Annotated in this window: 16 protein-coding genes and 1 riboswitch; of the genes, 10 read left to right on the top strand and 6 right to left on the bottom strand. The window is 44.0% G+C overall.

Annotation, left to right across the window (positions count from 1 at the left end; all coding sequences use genetic code 11):
* Positions 1-873: a cysteine synthase CysM gene (cysM, locus tag ACVW2L_RS17295; protein ID WP_457129206.1), complete on the top strand. Its 873-nt coding sequence runs from the start codon at positions 1-3 to the stop codon at positions 871-873.
* A gap of 512 nt (positions 874-1,385) precedes the next feature.
* A complete protein-coding gene (locus ACVW2L_RS17300; protein ID WP_457128019.1) occupies positions 1,386-2,840 on the top strand; it encodes an IS1182 family transposase in 1,455 nt (484 codons plus the stop codon).
* A gap of 183 nt (positions 2,841-3,023) precedes the next feature.
* Here ACVW2L_RS17300 and ACVW2L_RS17305 read toward each other — a convergent pair whose 3' ends face one another.
* From ACVW2L_RS17305 to pdxA, 3 genes are all read right to left on the bottom strand, one after another.
* The gene (locus tag ACVW2L_RS17305) at positions 3,024-4,256 is read right to left on the bottom strand and encodes a DEAD/DEAH box helicase (RefSeq protein WP_457129207.1); all 1,233 of its coding nucleotides are present in this window, start codon (positions 4,254-4,256) and stop codon (positions 3,024-3,026) included.
* Between the two features lie 53 nt (positions 4,257-4,309).
* Positions 4,310-4,738 carry a CBS domain-containing protein gene (locus ACVW2L_RS17310; RefSeq protein ID WP_457129208.1) on the bottom strand — a complete coding sequence of 143 codons (429 nt, stop codon included), beginning with the start codon at positions 4,736-4,738 and terminating at the stop codon, positions 4,310-4,312.
* A 112-nt stretch (positions 4,739-4,850) separates the two neighbouring features.
* Positions 4,851-5,906 carry a 4-hydroxythreonine-4-phosphate dehydrogenase PdxA gene (gene pdxA / locus ACVW2L_RS17315; RefSeq protein WP_457129209.1) on the bottom strand — a complete coding sequence of 352 codons (1,056 nt, stop codon included), beginning with the start codon at positions 5,904-5,906 and terminating at the stop codon, positions 4,851-4,853.
* A 63-nt stretch (positions 5,907-5,969) separates the two neighbouring features.
* On the opposite strand from pdxA, the gene rsmA reads away from it, so the two are divergent.
* Positions 5,970-6,749 carry a 16S rRNA (adenine(1518)-N(6)/adenine(1519)-N(6))-dimethyltransferase RsmA gene (rsmA, locus tag ACVW2L_RS17320; RefSeq protein WP_457129210.1) on the top strand — a complete coding sequence of 260 codons (780 nt, stop codon included), beginning with the start codon at positions 5,970-5,972 and terminating at the stop codon, positions 6,747-6,749.
* Between the two features lie 3 nt (positions 6,750-6,752).
* Here the strand turns inward: rsmA and ACVW2L_RS17325 are convergent, their stop codons facing one another.
* A complete protein-coding gene (locus ACVW2L_RS17325; RefSeq protein ID WP_457129211.1) occupies positions 6,753-7,160 on the bottom strand; it encodes a response regulator in 408 nt (135 codons plus the stop codon).
* Positions 7,161-7,384: 224 nt separating this feature from the next.
* Here ACVW2L_RS17325 and ACVW2L_RS17330 point away from each other — a divergent pair, with 224 nt between their 5' ends.
* From ACVW2L_RS17330 to ACVW2L_RS17355, 6 genes are all read left to right on the top strand, one after another.
* On the top strand, positions 7,385-7,780 hold the full coding sequence (locus tag ACVW2L_RS17330) for a MerC domain-containing protein (protein ID WP_457129212.1): 396 nt from the start codon (positions 7,385-7,387) through the stop codon (positions 7,778-7,780).
* A gap of 65 nt (positions 7,781-7,845) precedes the next feature.
* Positions 7,846-8,277 (top strand): Fur family transcriptional regulator, encoded by a 432-nt coding sequence (locus ACVW2L_RS17335; protein WP_457129213.1) that lies wholly within the window; start codon positions 7,846-7,848, stop codon positions 8,275-8,277.
* Positions 8,278-8,328: 51 nt separating this feature from the next.
* A complete protein-coding gene (locus tag ACVW2L_RS17340; RefSeq protein ID WP_457129214.1) occupies positions 8,329-9,147 on the top strand; it encodes an N-acetylmuramoyl-L-alanine amidase family protein in 819 nt (272 codons plus the stop codon).
* Between the two features lie 10 nt (positions 9,148-9,157).
* Positions 9,158-9,223, top strand: a riboswitch (Fluoride riboswitch).
* Between the two features lie 52 nt (positions 9,224-9,275).
* Positions 9,276-10,577: a voltage-gated chloride channel family protein gene (locus ACVW2L_RS17345; RefSeq protein ID WP_457129215.1), complete on the top strand. Its 1,302-nt coding sequence runs from the start codon at positions 9,276-9,278 to the stop codon at positions 10,575-10,577.
* 162 nt (positions 10,578-10,739) lie between these two features.
* A complete protein-coding gene (locus ACVW2L_RS17350; RefSeq protein WP_457129216.1) occupies positions 10,740-12,047 on the top strand; it encodes an endo-1,4-beta-xylanase in 1,308 nt (435 codons plus the stop codon).
* 128 nt (positions 12,048-12,175) lie between these two features.
* On the top strand, positions 12,176-12,520 hold the full coding sequence (locus tag ACVW2L_RS17355) for a hypothetical protein (RefSeq protein WP_457129217.1): 345 nt from the start codon (positions 12,176-12,178) through the stop codon (positions 12,518-12,520).
* Positions 12,521-12,538: 18 nt separating this feature from the next.
* On the opposite strand, the gene ACVW2L_RS17360 is transcribed toward ACVW2L_RS17355, so the two are convergent.
* Complete coding sequence (locus ACVW2L_RS17360) at positions 12,539-13,768, bottom strand: MFS transporter (RefSeq protein ID WP_457129218.1); 1,230 nt, start codon at positions 13,766-13,768, stop codon at positions 12,539-12,541.
* A gap of 171 nt (positions 13,769-13,939) precedes the next feature.
* Here ACVW2L_RS17360 and ACVW2L_RS17365 point away from each other — a divergent pair, with 171 nt between their 5' ends.
* Positions 13,940-14,485, top strand: coding sequence for a pyridoxamine 5'-phosphate oxidase family protein (locus ACVW2L_RS17365; protein ID WP_457129219.1), 546 nt, complete (start codon positions 13,940-13,942; stop codon positions 14,483-14,485).
* 5 nt (positions 14,486-14,490) lie between these two features.
* On the opposite strand, the gene mfd is transcribed toward ACVW2L_RS17365, so the two are convergent.
* The gene (gene mfd / locus ACVW2L_RS17370; protein WP_457129220.1) at positions 14,491-17,844 is read right to left on the bottom strand and encodes a transcription-repair coupling factor; all 3,354 of its coding nucleotides are present in this window, start codon (positions 17,842-17,844) and stop codon (positions 14,491-14,493) included.
* Positions 17,845-17,955: the final 111 nt, after the last annotated feature.

Consider the following 17,955-nt stretch of genomic DNA (forward strand, 5'->3'; position numbering starts at 1 on the left):
ATGGCAGGAATGCTTGATCTGATAGGCAACACGCCGCTGGTAGAGATCACCCGGCTTAACCCTAATCCCAAAGTAAAACTTTTTGGAAAGTTGGAAGGTAACAACCCTGGCGGAAGCGTTAAGGACCGTGCCGCTTACAGCATGATAAAGAACGCCTTACAGCGTGGTGATATTAAAAAAGGAACCAAACTAATTGAAGCTACCAGCGGCAATACCGGTATAGCTTTGGCTATGATTGCCGGTCTGTTCGGTATTGAGATAGAATTGGTTTTGCCATCAAACTCCACCCGCGAGCGTACGCTTACCATGGAAGCATTTGGCGCAACGGTTACTTTATTAGAAGGGATTGAAGCCTGTCGTGATTATGCCGAAGAAAAAGGTGCAACAGGCGATTATTTTTTACTGAACCAGTTTGCTAACGCTGATAACTACATGGCGCATTACCGCACCACCGGACCGGAAATATGGCGCGATACCAATCAAAGCATTACTCATTTTGTAAGTGCAATGGGCACAACGGGCACCATAATGGGCTGCTCTAAATTTTTAAAAGAAGTTAATCCGGCCATTCAGATTGTCGGCTGCCAGCCTACTGAGGGATCATCCATACCCGGTATACGCCGCTGGCCCGAAGCCTACCTGCCTAAAATATTTGATCCGAGTCATGTTGACCGGGTGATGGATATTGCAGAAGACGACGCTGTTAAAATGACCCGTAAAATGGCCCGCGAGGAGGGTGTTTTTGCCGGCATGAGCAGCGGCGGCGCTTTATCAGCCGCCATTAAGCTTGCCGAAGAATTAGAAGAAGGTGTTATCGTCTTCATTTGCTGCGACAGGGGGGATAGGTATTTGAGTAGTGAGTTGTTTGGGTAGAGTTTGTGATTGCTTTAGCTAACGCGCATATCTCTGCGTGAGGCTTTACGCGCATGGCTTGCCCCGCTATGGCCGCGGAGGCCCTTCTTCTTTTTTCTTGATAAAAAAGAAGCAAAAAATCAAGTCATCCGCGATGCTTCTTTGCGCACAAGGCTTTTGCCCGCAATCAGGTAAAACCACGAGCTGTAATCTTTTTGCCCTGCTGTCGCTCACACACGCCACCGCTTCAGCAAAAAATTACTATGCCCCTGCCACCGCGCTGCCCAAGTTTTACCTGCTCTTTTCCGAAGCTGCGCGGCTGACTAATTCTCTTCCAATAAGTAATAGTGCAATAATAAAAAGAAGCGCAAAGGCCTGTCAGGGTGCGCGACCGGGAGTATGGCCTTGTGTAGTGGCAGCGATCAGCCTGACTTGATTTTTTGGTTACTTTTGTATCAAGTGGCTGTTGCGCAACTAACAGTTTGTTGAAAAGATACAGACAAAGCGGACTGTGGTATGTGTTATCTTGTGGTATGCAAGGCAAAAAGACCTATCAGGAAAAGTTGTTTGTTAACTTTCAACTATCAGATCATATCCCCGCCGACAATTTCTATAGGCGCTTAAAGGAACAACTTGATTTACGATTTATTTATCCGCTGACGGCTGAGTATTATGGTACAGAAGGTCAAAAGAGTATTGACCCTGTAGTGTTTATGAAGTTGATACTTGTTGGTTACCTTGAAAACCTAAACAGCGACCGCCGTATCATAGCCACCTCCCGCTTGCGGTTGGATCTCTTGTATTTCATCGATCATGATCTGGACGACGAATTGCCATGGCATAGCACCCTAAGTCGCACAAGGCAGCTATATGGGGAGCATGTATTTACAGAACTGTTTAAACAAGTGCTGAAACAATGTATTGATAAAGGTATGGTATCAGGCAAAAGGCAGGCTGTAGATGGTTTCTTTATTAAAGCTAATGCCTCCTTGGATAGTCTGATTGAAAAAGACATTTTGGATGATGCGGATGCTTACAGCCGTGAACTACAGGATAATGAAGAGCCATCAGTATCGGTATCACCGTTTAAAAAGGCGGATGAACTTGATGATAAAGGATTGAAGCCAAAGAAGAACCCCTCAAACGACACCCATTATAGTCCATCAGATCCTGATGCAAAGATGTCAGTAAAGCCCGGTAAACCAACGGCACTTAACTATCTTGGGCAGGTAGCAGTTGATACAGCAACTCACATGATCACCCATGTACAGGCTTTTACAGCGGATAAAAGAGACAGTGAATGTTTAGCTGCTGTGTTAAGACATCTCAAAGCTACCTTACTTGAAAATGATATTGCGCTGCAAGAGATCGTAGCTGATACAGGTTATAGCAGTCCCGATGCTTTAAAGGCGCTACAAGCAAGTGGTATAACCGGTTATATTCCAAACAGAGGCCAGTTCAACTATGAGAGAGAAGGTTTTACTTATGATGCAATACAAGATCACTACCAATGCGAGCGGGGCGTAAACGTAAACTATCTGGGAACTTACTTTACCGCAGGCTATTGGATGAAGCAGTATGGAGCCGGGGTGAAGGGTTGTAGCAATTGCGAGCAACAAGCCACATGCGCAGCCTTTAAAGGTAACAGACTAAGGATAAAGGAAACTTTAGACAAACCTTATTACGATACTATGCACCTGAGAATGCGGACCCGAAAAGCTAAAAGACTAATGAAGCTTCGACAAAGTACAGTTGAGCCGGTTATCGGCACATTGGTAAATTATCTCGGCATTAAAAGGGTCAACTGTAAAGGACTTATACAGGCCAATAAATGCCTAACTATGGCTGCTATCGCTTATAATCTTAAGAAAATGTTGAAATACCGACCAAAACCGGTGAAGTTAAGTGTAATTATCCTTCGTGAACACGTTTATAAAGCCTACATCTACCTGGAAAGAATCAACTTCTATCACGTGCAACTATCATAAATATAAAAAATTGAAAGCTCCTTATGGCGGTTGCGCAACAGCCACTCAAGACAAAAGTAACAGCCTCCGCGGCAAATGAGCGGGGCAAGGTATGTACGTAAAGGCCTAACCAGCGATAAGTAATTATCACAACCTATCGTTTAAAGATTGCGAATAGCCTCGCAATGACAACAAAAATGACTTTTACGCTTTATTCCCGCCCGGTTTCTTATTTCCTTTAAAAGGCTTTCTACGATTATTATTGCCGCGATTGGGTTTGGCCTCGTGCGAGGTTTTAACTTCGGCAATGCTTAACAGATGCTCGGGTACGGGGTGCTGGGTTATTTTTCGGTCCATCAGCTCCTCAATGCTCTTCAACCTGCGCTCATCGCGGTGGTTTACAAAAGTTATAGCAGTACCTGTAGTTTCTGCACGGGCCGTACGGCCAATACGGTGGATATAATCTTCTGCATCGCCGGGTACGTCAAAGTTCACTACCAGGTCAATCCCCTCTACATCAATACCTCGCGAAAGTGCATCGGTACCTATAATAACGGGGAGTTGGCGGTTTTTAAATTGCAATAAAATGTCTTCGCGCTCTTTTTGCTCCAGGTCGGAGTGAAAAGCTTCGACTTTTATACCTGCTGCTTTAAGTTCTTTACTTAACGATTTTACGATTTCTTTCCGTGAAGCAAAAACTATCGTGCTTACGTAATTACCTTCTTTTAATATATGCCTCAACAAAGGCACTTTTTGGGCATCGTGCGGGCGGTAGATCTGCTGGTCTATGCCTACGGCGGGTTGAGATATAGCGATGTTTATTTGCTCCGGATCGTTAAGGATCTTCTTAGCCAGCGTGCGGATGCGCCCGGGCATAGTTGCAGAAAAAAGCAGTGTTTGCCGCTCTTTGGGCAAATAGCTTATAATACGCATTATGTCATCGCTAAAGCCCATATCCAGCATACGGTCAGCCTCATCCAATATCAAATATTTAATTTGATTTAGCTTTAACACGCCCGATGTAAGGTGTGCTATTAACCGGCCGGGTGTAGCTATAATAATGTTGACATTATTCTGGATACCACGGCGCTGCTGTTCATACACGCTGCCGTCGCCGCCGCCAAATACGGCTATAGAAGTTACGCCTGTAAAATATGCCAATCCCTCGGCTTGCTGATCTATCTGTTGGGCCAGTTCGCGCGTTGGTGTAAGCACCAGGGCGTTGGTTTGATCCATATCAGTACGGCTCAGCAATTCCATTACCGGCAGCAAAAACGAAGCTGTTTTGCCTGTACCTGTTTGCGCGCAGGCAATCAGATCCTTACCTTCTAATATCGCGGGGATGGCCATCGCCTGGATGGGTGTGGCCTGGGTAAACCCCATGCTGCTGATGCCTTCTGCTAACTGCTCGTTAAAATTAAATTCCTTAAAAGTCACTCTTTATCTGTAAAAGTGCCAAGTTAACTAAAATTAAGCGCAATCAAGTATCGTTAAGAATGGATGTAGCTTTGCAGGTGCTCAATGGTCTGCTCGTGCGACAGGATAGTTTCGGTCACCACATCATTAATTGATATAATACCTATCTGGCTGCCGTTATCAAAAACCGGCAGATACCTTACATTTCCCTCGCTCATCAGGTGCATACATTTATCAATAGAATCATTGGGTGCTATCAGCGGCAGATCGATACTCATTATATCGCCTACGGTAGTATGGTCTGATGATCGGCCCATCAAAACAACCTTACGTGCGTAATCGCGTTCGGTTACAAGGCCCATATAATTGCCGTTTTCTGTTATCACTACTGATCCGATATTTTTATCGGCCATTAGTCTTAATGCATCTAAAACGGAAGTTTCGGCATCAATGCTGATCACATTCTGCCCTTTGCGACGAAGAATATCTGCAACTTTTCTCATAAGCGGGATATGTTTAATTGGTATACTATATTACAATAAACAATTGAAATAAAAAAGGTTTAACTATTTTATTTTTAATTGCTTACAACAACATAAGCCGCATACGAATCACTTAATCCCTGTCGCGGCTTAGCTTGGTAATGGCCAACGGGTTTTCTGCCAGCTCAAGGCCTTCTTTACGTCGCTGAGCAATGTGTATAGCAGTAAATAATGCTTCGCGGAAGGAAATTTCTGAAGCCTGGTTTTTTCCGGCGATATCATAAGCCGTACCATGATCTGGCGATGTACGTACAAACTTTAAGCCTGCCGTAAAGTTTACACCAGATTCAAAAGCTATCTGTTTAAAAGGAATAAGACCCTGATCATGATACATGGCCAGCACCGCATCAAATTGCATATACGTACCATTGGCAAAAAAGCCATCTGCGGGGTACGGACCAAATGCCAGTATATCCGCAGCGCGGGCCTCTTCAATAGCAGGGATGATAATATCCTGCTCTTCGTGGCCCAATAAACCATTATCGCCGGCGTGCGGGTTAAGGCCCAATACGGCTATTTTGGGCTTACGGATCCAAAAATCCTGCTTTAAGCTGGCATTCATCAGCTTTATTTTTGCCAGGATCTTCTCAGTAGAAAGGTTAGGTGCAATATGCGATACAGGGATATGCCCTGTAACTACACCAACGCGCAAAGTATCGCTCACCAAAAACATCAGCGAATCGGCAGCTTCGCCTTTTTCCTGCAAGTATTCTGTATGACCAGGGAAATTAAAGTCTTCGCTCTGGATGGTATCCTTATTAATTGGAGCGGTAATAAGCGCCGCTATCTCGCCCGACAACAAGTCGGCAGTAGCTTTTTCAAGTGATGCAAAAGCATATTTACCCGTCTCTTTATTAGGGATGCCCGGCTCTATCTTTACTTCTTCTTCCCAGCAGGTGAGCAAATTAGCCCGTTTGTGCTGTGCTTGCGAAGCGTGTGTAATAATGTTAAAATTAAGTTCGGTTGCTTCAATTGCCTTTTTATAGAACGATGCCACCTTAATATGCCCATAAACAATAGGCGTACAATAATTAAGTATTTTACTGTCTGCAAGTGTTTTGATGATGATCTCAAGGCCAATGCCGTTTACATCACCTATGCTTATGCCTACCTTAGGTTTTTCGCTCATGTTATTATTTATTCCTTGTAAAAGAACAAATATGACGTAATTTGTTCAAATATTACACAACACATGTCATTAGTAAGGGCGAAGAAACATTTAGGTCAGCATTTTCTTACCGATAAAAACATCGCCACAAAAATTGTTGATAGCCTGCACCCGGAAGGAAAGTATACCCAGGTATTAGAAGTTGGCCCGGGAATGGGCATCCTGTCTGACATCTTACTGCAGCGCGAGGGATATGAGACGCACCTGATAGATATAGATACCGAGTCGTATGAGTTTTTACAGAAAAAATACCCTGAATTAGGCGAACGACTGATCAATGCCGATTTTTTGGAGATGGATTTTGCAGCAGCCTTTACAGGCCCGCTGGGCATTATCGGTAATTTTCCCTATAATATATCGTCGCAGATCCTTTTTAAAATACTGGATAACCGCCAACAAGTAGTTGAGGTGGTTGGTATGTTTCAGAAAGAAGTTGCGGAGCGTTGCGCATCCAAGCCCGGTAGCAAGGAGTACGGCATTTTAAGCGTTTTTTTGCAGGCTTATTATAAGGTAGAATATCTTTTTACGGTGAAGGCCGGGGTGTTTAATCCCCCGCCCAAGGTTTTATCGGCGGTTATAAGGCTAACCCGTAATGGTAATGCGGCATTAGATTGCGACGAAAAACTTTTTTGGCAAATAGTTAAAGCAGGCTTCAATCAGCGCAGAAAAACTTTGAGGAATGCACTGTCATCATTGATCAACAAAGAAAAAATGGGCGAAGATGCCACCCTTGATCTGAGGGCAGAAAGATTAAGTGTTGATGATTTTGTTGGGCTTACCCAACGAATAATGGCTGCGCGGTAAAAATCACAAAGCAAACATTTCCTTAATCTTATCCACACTAAGCGGTTTGGAAATAAAGTTTTTTACCAGTGGATAAGACTTGGCTTTGTTAATATCGTTGCTGAAAACCGAGGAAGAGATAATAAATATTTTGCTTTTGCCTAAAGGGTCAATATTAAGGCGCTTGTACTCATCTAAAAACTCCCACCCATTCATAATAGGCATATTAATATCCAGCAAAATAAAATCGGGCAGATCATTGGGGTTTTTTTTCTGGATCTGAAGTAGCTCGTCAATAGCAAATCTTCCGTTAAGGCAAGCCGATATCTCGGTATTCTCTATAGCCTTTTTTATCAGTTTGATAGAAATGAAGTTATTGATCTCATCGTCATCAACTAACAGGATGCTTACAGGTTTACTATCGGCGTTCATATTTATAGTTATACGTATCGGTTTGAAAAAGGTTATATTCCTGTTAGTTGTATACGGAAAAAGTTTTTTCGCGGTTTCCAACTTAAACAAATATAGTTTTAAAACAATACTTAGTATGTCATAACAATATAATCATAAAAAAATAAAACGCAATGTAGTTGCATTTGTATTATATTTGCGGGGTGAAATCTAAAAGGCGTCATTCAAAATTGGATCATATAGGTATGACAGCGTCTACACTTTGCGCGCTGCATTGCGCTATTGTACCGCTGATGCTCACCTTTTTACCACTTGCCGGGTTCGGGTTTTTAACAGATCCGTTGTTTGAGTGGGCTATGATATCATTGGCTTTACTGCTGGGTGTATCCTCTATTTTTATGGCCTATTTCAAAACCCATCGTCAGGCTTTGCCGCTTTTACTGCTTTTAGCGGGCTTTGCCATGATAATACTGGGCCATATATATCTGCGCGGTTGGATCGAGGCCATTGTGGTACCGGCAGGGGGCCTAACTATTGCACTGGCCCATTTTTTGAATTATAAATATGTAGATAAGTGCAGCACCGAGCCGCATTTTTTTCATTTAAAACACAACAGACGGGCAGGACACGTACACGATTAAAATGCACAATTTTTAATCCGGCGTTATTGTTTGTAAGTTTGCTTCTCTGTTTTATTCCTACAAATATGGCACATACACATAACAGCGAACAGCATTTTGAGCATTTGCTAAAAAGGCATAAACTAAAACGTACCGAACCACGCTTAAGGGTGCTTTCTATGCTTTCATCTAAAAATGTAGCCACTTCGCAACCAGATCTGGAAGGCGTAATTGGCGATGTGGATAGGGTAACGCTGTACAGAATTTTAAGCGCTTTTGAAGAAAAGGGCATTATTCATAAAGTTTTTGACCTGAACGGTACGGCTAACTACGCGCTGTGCTCTTCTGACTGCGACGACCACGACCACCGCGATGAACACCTGCATTTTAATTGCACCGCCTGCAACAATGTGTACTGCCTTGATGACCACGATTTCCCCCAAATAACCCTGCCTCCTGGCTTTAAACTGGAAGGGTTTAATTTTAGTGCTACAGGCTTATGCCCAAAATGCAGCTAAACCATCGCAACCTTTTTTGGTCATATTTGTAGTTAAAGCAAAAAATATTTAATGCATAATAAACATACGCGCCTAAGTTCAGGATTAATAAGTTTAGCGCTAATAGTAGCGTACCTGTCTTTAAGCTCTTTTACAACAGTAATAGATACCACAAAAACCTCATCTACCTTTAAGTTTAAAACTATAGTAATTGATGCCGGGCACGGCGGCAAAGATCCCGGTGCGCATGGTGTTAGCGCAAATGAGAAAACCGTTGCTTTAGCTATTGCGAAGAAGCTTAGGGATGCTTTAAAGGCACAAATGCCGGGTGTTAATATTGTGATGACGCGCAGCGATGACACCTTTATTGAATTGAACCGCCGCTCAGATATCGGCAATAAAGCCAATGGTAACTTATTCATATCCATACACTGCAACTCATCGCCCGAAAAGCCGGGCCGCCGCAAAGGCGTAATGATGCTGGTTTACGGCTACCATCGCGTTAGCGAACAATTGGAGGCCATCCGCGAAAACGCATCTATCTACCAGGAAAAGGATTATGAGGAAAAATATAAAAAATACGATACCAGCGACCCTATTAACCGCATTGTATTAAACGCATACCTGCAAAAATACCGTAAGTACAGCATCCTGTTTGGCGACTTGCTAAACAAAGAATTTAAGGGAGATGGCCGCCAAAGCATTGGCGTTAAAGAACAGGGTGTGCTGGTGCTGGCACATAGTGCCATGCCTGCCGTGCTGGTTGAAACAGGCTTTATCAATAACCCTGAAGAAGAAAGGTACCTTACTTCTGATGACGGTCAGGACGAAATAGTGCGAGGGATAGTACGTGCTGTTAAAAGCTATAAAACCAGCACTACGTCGCAATAAAATTATATCTTTACTTAACGGAAATGGTGTCTTCCGATTTGAACCGCCCTAAAAAGCTGATGGCGCCTGCAAAAATTGATTAACAATGTCGTTTTGCCGAAGCATGCGATCAATATTTTTTGTAGGTCATGAACACCCTTTTAAAAAAACTATCCTCTTCATTTTCCTTTAACACACTAAAACACATTGCCCGCTGGATAGCTATTATCGCCCCTGTAGCTGTTGCTATAGGCAGCATGGTTGCTTTGTTTTTGTGGCTGCTTAAATGGAGCATACACTTTAGGTTTAGCCACCCATGGTTACTGTACGCTTTGCCGGTAGCAGGTGTAGCTATATGGTTCGTTTACAAAAAGTGGGGTAGTACATCTGATAAGGGTAATAACCTTATAATAGAAGAGATTCATACCCCGGGCGGCGGCGTGCCTAAACGACTGGCACCATTGGTACTGGTTGCAACCGTTTTAACTCACCTTTTCGGCGGATCTGCCGGGCGCGAAGGAACCGCCGTGCAGATTGGCGGCAGCATAGCACAGTTTTTCAGTAAACAGTTTAATCTCAACGCTGCAGATACCCGTATTATGCTTACGGCGGGTATTGCGGCCGGGTTCGGTGCAGTTTTCGGCACACCATTAGCAGGAGCGATATTCGCACTGGAAGTGCTTGCTGTAGGCCGCATTCAATATGATGCTTTACTCGCCTGCCTTGTAGCCGCCATTATTGGCGACCTGACGGTGAGCGCCTGGGGGATTCATCATACCGCTTATCATATTGATATTATACCCGCAACGCAGGGCGCGTTTTCCTCTTATTTTCATTTGGATATGTTGCTGCTGTTAAAGGTTGTTACAGCGGCAATAATATTTGGTATTACCAGCAGGCTCTTCGCGGAGGCTGTTCATGCGGTAAAAAATACCTTGAATAAATTTATTTCTGCGGAATGGCTTGTACCCATAATTGGCGGTGTATTGATAATAGCCTTAACGCTTATTATAGGCAAGCCCGATTATTTAAGCCTTGGAGTTGATGCCGAATATCCGGGGGCAATTACTATTCCCTCCGCCTTTCATCTGAATGGAGCACATACATGGAGCTGGTTATGGAAGACTATATATACAGCCATTACACTCGGTTCGGGCTTTAAAGGTGGCGAGGTTACGCCCTTATTTTATATTGGGGCAACGCTGGGCAACACCTTATCGCAACTAATGGATGCCCCGGTAAGCCTTTTTGCGGCCCTGGGTTTCATAGCAGTTTTTGCCGGGGCAACCAATACGCCTTTAGCCTGCACAATAATGGGGGTTGAGCTTTTTGGCGGTGAGTATGTACTTTTATTTGCGATAGCCTGCTTTACGGCCTATTTTTTTAGCGGCAAAACAAGTATCTATGGGGCGCAGCGCACGGCAGTGCCTAAAGTGTACAGCAATACCTAATGAAAATATTAGCGTTGCCTACTGTAAACTATTTGTGACAATTAGCCTGTTTGACAAGTAAAGTCCTTTCATTAGCTTTATAAAAGAAATGTAAACACATTGCCGGCCACCATGGCTGGCGGCTTCTCAAAACATAACCCTTTATTAACCAAAAAAAACAAAATGTCAAATCTGTATCATTCAATTAGCACCGCCCGAAAAAGGCATGCAAAAACAGTCGTTATTGCATTAGCGCTGGGATCTGCCGTTGTCGCTGTACAATGGATGGACCCTAAGCCAAAAACTCCAAAAACCCGCGCAGCAGCAGAAAAGGGATTGAAAGACTACTACAAAGATTATTTTAAGATAGGTGTAGCCGTTAACGTGCGTAACACCGGCGGCGGCGACGAGACCGAGCTGATAAAAAAAGAGTTTAACAGCATAACGCCAGAGAATGACATGAAAATGGTTTCGGTACACCCTTCAGAACACGTGTGGAACTGGGAAAATGCCGACAAAATTGTTGACTTTGCTGTTAAAAACGGCATCAAGATCCGCGGTCACAACTTGTTGTGGCACACACAGGTGGGCGCATGGATGTTTAAGGATAGCCTAACCGGCCAAAACGTTAGTAAAGAAGTGCTTTTGCAACGCTTAAAAACGCATATTACAACGGTAGTTAATCGTTATAAAGGCAAAATTTATGCATGGGATGTGGTTAACGAAGCGATTGATGATAACCCGAATACCTTTATGCGTAACTCTTTATGGTACCAGATAGCCGGCGACGACTTTATACCGGCCGCGTTTACCTATGCACACGCTGCCGATCCAAATGTTGAGCTATATTACAACGACTACAACGAAAGTAACCCCAGCAAAAGAGATAAAATATACAAACTGGTTCAAACACTATTAGAGAAAAAGATTCCTATCACCGGGATTGGCCTCCAGTGTCACTGGAAAATTGAGAGCCCAAGCACAGACGATATCAGAGCAGCATTTGCTAAATACGCATCATTAGGTGTAAAACTGCAAGTAACCGAACTGGATATAACTGCGCGTCAGCAACGCCCTCGCGGCGAAACCCCAGATACGGTAGCGGCTTACACTCCAGAAATGTCTGAAAGACAAACCAAACGTTACAAAGAGGTATTCGAAATATTCCGCGAAAATAAAAAATATCTTAACAGTGTTACCTTTTGGAACGTTTCTGATCGCGGTAGCTGGTTAGATGGTCGCAACATGTTTGCCGGTGGCGCTGCTGCAACTGCAGCACCTGCCGGAGCCCCACCGGCTGGCGGCCCTCCTGCGGGTGCTCCTCCTGTTGGCGGCCCTCCTGTTGCCGGCAATCGTCCTGCCGGTGGCCCTCCTGCCGGATTTGGCGGTGGCCGTGGTGGTGGCGCGCGAATTAAAGCTTACCCGCTTTTATTCGGCGTAAACCTGGAGCGCAAACCAGCTTATTTTGCAGTTGTTGATTTCAAGAAATAAGCCCATACCATATACAGAAAGCCACTTTATAGTATTGTAAAGTGGCTTTCTTTGTTTTAAATGGTAATTGGACGGACTTCCTACAAATTACTTTCTATTTTACGTGCGTTAAAAAAACCATTAATACAATGGATGATATATTGAAGCGAATCACAACTGGAATCGAATTGTTAAAAGACGGTTTCCCTTACAAAGTGGGAGAGTTGTATTTAGGATTCGGTGATGGTTATTTTAATATTACCGGTAATTCTCAATCTATCGATTTAAAAAACATTACCGAGGGGGGTGCTTTAAAGGAAATGGAAGAAATAAAGCGCATGTTTGAAAACATGCTTTCTGTATCGTCCGATCTAAAAGATTTGATTCGTGATAAGAAGCTCAAATTCAGTCTGGACTTCGACTATGGCATGGGCTCCATTAGAATATGTTCAGAGATTGATAATGTTTTAAAGTGGGAAATGGAATCGACATAATCTCATACATACACCACATTAGCGCTTTTTCCCTTCTATATCCGGCAACAAGCCTGTAAAAACACCTATCAGCGGTAAAAATGCGCATACCTTAAACACATATTCAATAGTGGTTCTATCTGCCAGTTTACCCAACAGCGCGGATCCTAAACCACCCATGCCAAATGCAAGGCCGAAAAACAGGCCGGCAATCATGCCTACCTTTCCCGGCACCAGATCGGTAGCGTACACCAGAATAGCCGAGAAAGCAGAAGCTAAGATCAAACCAATAACTCCCGAAAGCACAACCGTCCAAAACAAAGACGCGTAAGGCAATATCAAAGTAAACGGCGCTACACCTAATATCGAGATCCAGATAATATATTTCCTGCCGAAACGATCGCCCAGTGGCCCGCCAAACAAGGTACCCGCCGCTACGGCGCCTAAAAACACAAACAGATAGATCTGCGATTGCTGCACCGTTACATGGAACTTATGGATGAGGAAGAAGGTATAATAGCTGGTCATGCTGGCCATGTAAAAATATTTGGAGAAGACCAGCACCAACAGAATAAACAGCGAGAATATTACCCTTTTTTTAGATAGCACCGGGCGCGCATCATCAGCATTACCGTACTTTTTGGCAACCTTCCTCGCCATGTTTACCTGGTACCACCTTGCAATTCGCGATAGCAAAAATATACCGACCATAGCCAGCAGGCAAAACCAAATTACGTTGAACTGCCCGTGCGGCACTATAATTACAGCCGCCAATAACGGCCCAATTGCACTACCCGCATTTCCGCCTAATTGGAAAATAGATTGCGCCAGGCCCTTCTTTCCGCCGGATGCCATATGCGCCACTCTCGAGGCTTCAGGATGAAAAATGGATGAGCCAATACCTATTAATGCAACAGACATTAAAATGTGCTCGAAGCTGTGCACTAAGGCTATCAAAAGCAAGCCTGTTAGCGTGAAACACATACCAATGGCGAGAGAATAAGGTCTCGGCCTTCTATCGGTATATGCGCCAACAAGAGGCTGCAGTAACGATGCGGTTAACTGGTTGGTTAGCGTAATTAATCCTATCTGCGCAAAAGTGAGGTTATACTTCGCCTTAATAAGCGGATATATGGATGGTATTAAAGATTGCAGCACATCATTAATAAAATGCGCGGCGCTTATCGTAAATAGGATAGAAAATACGGTTTGCTGTGCAAGTTGTTTGGCGTCCGTTTGTTGCGTATCACTGTTAAATGTAACTTTCATTAGCTAAATCAGTTTGTCTGATCAAAATATGCGATGGGCCGCTAAGTTATAACTTGTGCGTGAGAACTTAAAAAGTTGGGGGCCGGTAAGCAATAGCCGGGTGATTTTTACCTGTAGCTGATAAAAATAGCGCCTTAAATAAGCACTTTTATAATGTTATAATTCATCAAAATGGGAAAGTTTTTTACAACCATAGCAGATCAGCACAGGGCTTTTATAGAAAAACAAAAGATGTATTTCGTAAGCTCGGCACCGCTTTCGGCAGATGGCCATATTAATTTATCGCCCAAAGGCTTAGACAGCTTCAGGGTATTAGATGCCAATAGGGTAGCTTATATGGATATTGTTGGCAGCGGCAACGAAACATCGGCTCATTTATTAGAGAATGGCCGGGTTACCTTTATGTTTTGCGCTTTTGACGGTCCGCCGCTGATACTTCGCCTGTACGGTAAGGGCTATACGGTTTTGCCGGGCGATGCGGAATGGGAGGAACTTGCAAGGCATTTTACCTTGTTGACCTTTACCCGGCAAATTATTGTAGCCGATATAACTATGGTGCAAACATCCTGCGGGTTTAGCGTGCCCTACTATAAACATACCGGCGAACGAGACCATGCTTATAAATGGGCCGAAAATAAAGGTGCCGACGGTCTGGAGAAATATAAAGCAGAGAAGAATAGGGTTAGTTTGGACGGATTGCCTACGGCGATGGGTTGATTGAACTATATGCCGACGGGCTCTAATATTCCTGTCAACAATTCAATCCCCTCATCAATATCCCTTACCCCTTCAATGCTTAATCGAAGTGTATTCTTAACTTCCTTTAAATTAGTGCGGCGGGGGTTGCCCTGCACAAAGTTAAGTATGCTACGGAACACGGGCGTTTCAAAGTAGGCCGATTGCTGGTTAGTAATAAAGTAACCCCGCAATACGCCTTTCTTCAACGAGATCTTTTCAAAGCCAAGTGCTTTTCCCATCCATTGTAAACGCATGGTATTCAGCAAGTCGTTTACCTGCGGGGGTATGGGGCCAAATCTGTCGTGCAGTTGTTGCTGAAAAGCCAGCAATTCGGTTTCGTTCTCAAGCTTAGACAGTTCAGAATATAGATTATAGCGCTCAGAAAGACTGGTTACATATTCATTAGGTATCAGGATCTCCAGGTCGGTATCAATTTGTGTAAAGCTGATAAATGGCTTAGGCTTATCATCCGGGAACAGGCCTTTAAACTCATCATCCTTCAACTCCTGTATGGCCTCATCTAATATCTTATGGTACATTTCAAAGCCAATCTCGGCGATAAAGCCGCTTTGCTCTGCACCTAACAGGTTCCCGCTGCCGCGGATGTCTAAGTCGCGCATGGCAACGTTAAAGCCGCTACCAAGGTCGCTAAACTCTTCTATGGCACTCAATCGTTTACGGGCCTCGTTAGTCAGGGTTGATAGAGGCGGGCTCAGTAAATAACAATATGCTTTTTTATTGCTCCGGCCTACACGCCCCCGCATCTGGTGCAGATCGCTCAGGCCAAACATGTGGGCGTGGTTAATAATGATGGTGTTGGCATTGGGGATATCCAAACCTGCCTCAATAATGGTTGTGGCTACCAGCACATCATATTCATGGTTCACAAATTTCAGCATCACATCTTCCAAATCGTCGCCCTCTAACTGTCCGTGGGCAATACCTATACGTGCTTTGGGCACCAGTTTATGGATCATGCCACCCAGTTGAGGCAGATCTGCCACGCGGTTATGGATAAAAAAGATCTGGCCCCCGCGATCTATCTCGTGCTCAACCGCTTCTTTTATCAGTTTATCATTAAAAACATGCAGTTCCGTTACTACCGGCTGGCGGTTTGGTGGTGGTGTGGATATGATAGAAAGATCTCGCGCGCCCATCAGCGAGAAATGCAGCGTACGTGGAATTGGCGTGGCGGTCAAAGTAAGCGTATCTACATTGGCGCGCATTTGCTTCAGTTTTTCTTTGGTACTTACGCCAAACTTCTGCTCCTCGTCAATTATCATCAGGCCAAGGTCCTTAAACTTAACGTCTTTACTCACCAGCCTGTGCGTGCCTATAATGATATCCACCTTACCCTCTTTTAACCGCTCCAGTGTCAGCTTGATTTGCGCGCTTGATTTAAAGCGGTTAACGTAGTCAATGTTGCATGGAAAGCCTTTCAGCCTGTCAGAGAATGTTTTGAAGTGCTGGGCGGCTAAAATGGTGGTGGGTACCAATATGGCCACCTGTTTACTATCGGCCACGGCCTTAAACGCCGCGCGTATGGCTACTTCTGTTTTGCCAAAACCCACATCGCCGCAAATAAGGCGGTCCATAGGGTGCGGCGATTCCATATCGCGCTTAAAATCTGCGGTGGCTTTTTCCTGGTCGGGTGTGTCTTCGTAAATAAACGAAGCCTCCAGCTCTGTTTGCAAATAACTATCAGGCGAGAAAGCATTACCCTGTTGCGCCTTACGTACAGCGTAAAGCTTGATCAGATCGCGGGCTATGTCTTTAACTTTTTTTTTTGTTGTTTTCTTTAGCTTCTCCCATGCATCAGTACCTAATTTATTCATTTTAGGCACGGATCCCTCTTTACCGCTGTATTTAGAGATACGGTTAAGCGAGTTAATGTTGACGTATAACAGGTCATTATCCGCATAGATCAGTCTGATCATTTCCTGCTGCTTGCCCGCTACCTCTACCTTTTCAAGGCCGGCATATTTGCCAATGCCGTGATCAATATGTGTAACGTAATCGCCGGGCTTGAGCTCGCGCAATTCTTTTAGTGTGATAGCTTGCGAGCGCTGGTAGCCTTTTTTTAGCTTGTATTTATAGTAGCGGTCAAATATCTGGTGGTCTGTATAGCAGGCTATTTTTTGCTCTTTGTCAATAAACCCTTCGCGGATGGAAATACTTACCGGGGTAAACTTCGCCGTTTTATCCAGGTCATCCAAAATAGCATAAAGCCGCTCTATTTGCCGGGATGAATCGGTAAGTATAAAGTTCTCAATATGCTCGGCCTCATTGTTTTTCAGGTTATGTATCAGCAGGCTAAAGTCTTTGTTAAAAGATGGCTGCGGGCGCATATCAAAGTTAAAACTCTGCGTGGGCTGATAGAAAAACTGTTTGCCAAACTCTACTACAGCGAAATCATGCAACTGGTCTGCAATTAACTTATCATCGGTAAAGCTGAACTTAGGGTCAATCCAATCTGGATTTTTATTTTTTTCGTCTGCGGATAAGGCGTTCCACAATTGTACCGCCTTTTTATAGCCGGTTTGTATAATATCAAAAGTAAACTGCACATCCTTTATCCAGATCTGGCTATCGGCATCAATATATTCCAGTAACGATATATTGCTTTCTGTCAGGAATTTCGACTGCACATTAGGCACAATGGTGATGCTTTTTACCTGCTCAACAGATAGCTGGTTTTCGATCTCGAATGTGCGGATGGATTCTATCAGATCCCCAAAAAACTCAACCCGGTAGGGTAGCTCGTGCGAGAAAGAGAAGATATCTACAATGCCCCCACGGATAGAGAATTGCCCGGGTTCGTAAACAAAATCAACCCGGTCAAAATCATACTCTACCAAAAACTCATTGATAAAATCAATGCTGAGTTTGTTATTAACCGAAATTTCGAGGGTGTTTTTTTCAAGTGATGCACGGTCTATCACCTTTTCGGCTAAAGCTTCGGGGTAGGTAACTATCAGCTGGCCGAATTCTGTGGAGTGGTTTAATTCATTTAACACCTCGGCACGCGCCAAAACATTGCTGCTGTCGGGCTGGGTAAATTCAAAGGGTTTACGGTAGGACGAAGGGAAAAGAAGAACCTCTTTACCTGTAAGGTTTTCCAGATCAGCCTGGAAATACCCGGCTTCCTCGCGTTCTGGCAGCACAAATACCATGTGCTTGTGCTGCAAAAAATACAAAGCTACCGCCAGGGTTGCATCGCCTGATCCAACCAAACCTCGTAGCTGTATTCTGGGGTTTTTAGCTGTGTTAATGGCCGTAGCCAACGCTTTTACCCTGTCATCAGCTTTATATCTTTCTAATATATCACGGATGTTCAAACCATGGCAAATATATGGAAAACCTGCGTTGATACAGGATAAAAAATCTACAGCTTAAAACAATATAGCCCTAAAAACACTTTTTAAGATAGTTGAAACAACGAATGGTGT

The organism is Mucilaginibacter sp. HD30 (assembly GCF_054061755.1).

Excerpts from the sequence above, each read along its gene's own strand:
- ACVW2L_RS17340 (WP_457129214.1), top strand. The coding sequence starts at position 8,329 with ATGCATAATAAACATACGCGCCTAAGTTCAGGATTAATAAGTTTAGCG.
- rsmA (WP_457129210.1), top strand. The coding sequence starts at position 5,970 with ATGTCATTAGTAAGGGCGAAGAAACATTTAGGTCAGCATTTTCTTACC.
- cysM (WP_457129206.1), top strand. The coding sequence starts at position 1 with ATGGCAGGAATGCTTGATCTGATAGGCAACACGCCGCTGGTAGAGATC.
- pdxA (WP_457129209.1), bottom strand. The coding sequence starts at position 5,906 with ATGAGCGAAAAACCTAAGGTAGGCATAAGCATAGGTGATGTAAACGGC.
- ACVW2L_RS17310 (WP_457129208.1), bottom strand. The coding sequence starts at position 4,738 with ATGAGAAAAGTTGCAGATATTCTTCGTCGCAAAGGGCAGAATGTGATC.
- ACVW2L_RS17355 (WP_457129217.1), top strand. The coding sequence starts at position 12,176 with ATGGATGATATATTGAAGCGAATCACAACTGGAATCGAATTGTTAAAA.
- ACVW2L_RS17335 (WP_457129213.1), top strand. The coding sequence starts at position 7,846 with ATGGCACATACACATAACAGCGAACAGCATTTTGAGCATTTGCTAAAA.
- ACVW2L_RS17300 (WP_457128019.1), top strand. The coding sequence starts at position 1,386 with ATGCAAGGCAAAAAGACCTATCAGGAAAAGTTGTTTGTTAACTTTCAA.
- ACVW2L_RS17365 (WP_457129219.1), top strand. The coding sequence starts at position 13,940 with ATGGGAAAGTTTTTTACAACCATAGCAGATCAGCACAGGGCTTTTATA.
- ACVW2L_RS17350 (WP_457129216.1), top strand. The coding sequence starts at position 10,740 with ATGTCAAATCTGTATCATTCAATTAGCACCGCCCGAAAAAGGCATGCA.
- ACVW2L_RS17325 (WP_457129211.1), bottom strand. The coding sequence starts at position 7,160 with ATGAACGCCGATAGTAAACCTGTAAGCATCCTGTTAGTTGATGACGAT.
- ACVW2L_RS17360 (WP_457129218.1), bottom strand. The coding sequence starts at position 13,768 with ATGAAAGTTACATTTAACAGTGATACGCAACAAACGGACGCCAAACAA.
- ACVW2L_RS17330 (WP_457129212.1), top strand. The coding sequence starts at position 7,385 with ATGACAGCGTCTACACTTTGCGCGCTGCATTGCGCTATTGTACCGCTG.
- ACVW2L_RS17345 (WP_457129215.1), top strand. The coding sequence starts at position 9,276 with ATGAACACCCTTTTAAAAAAACTATCCTCTTCATTTTCCTTTAACACA.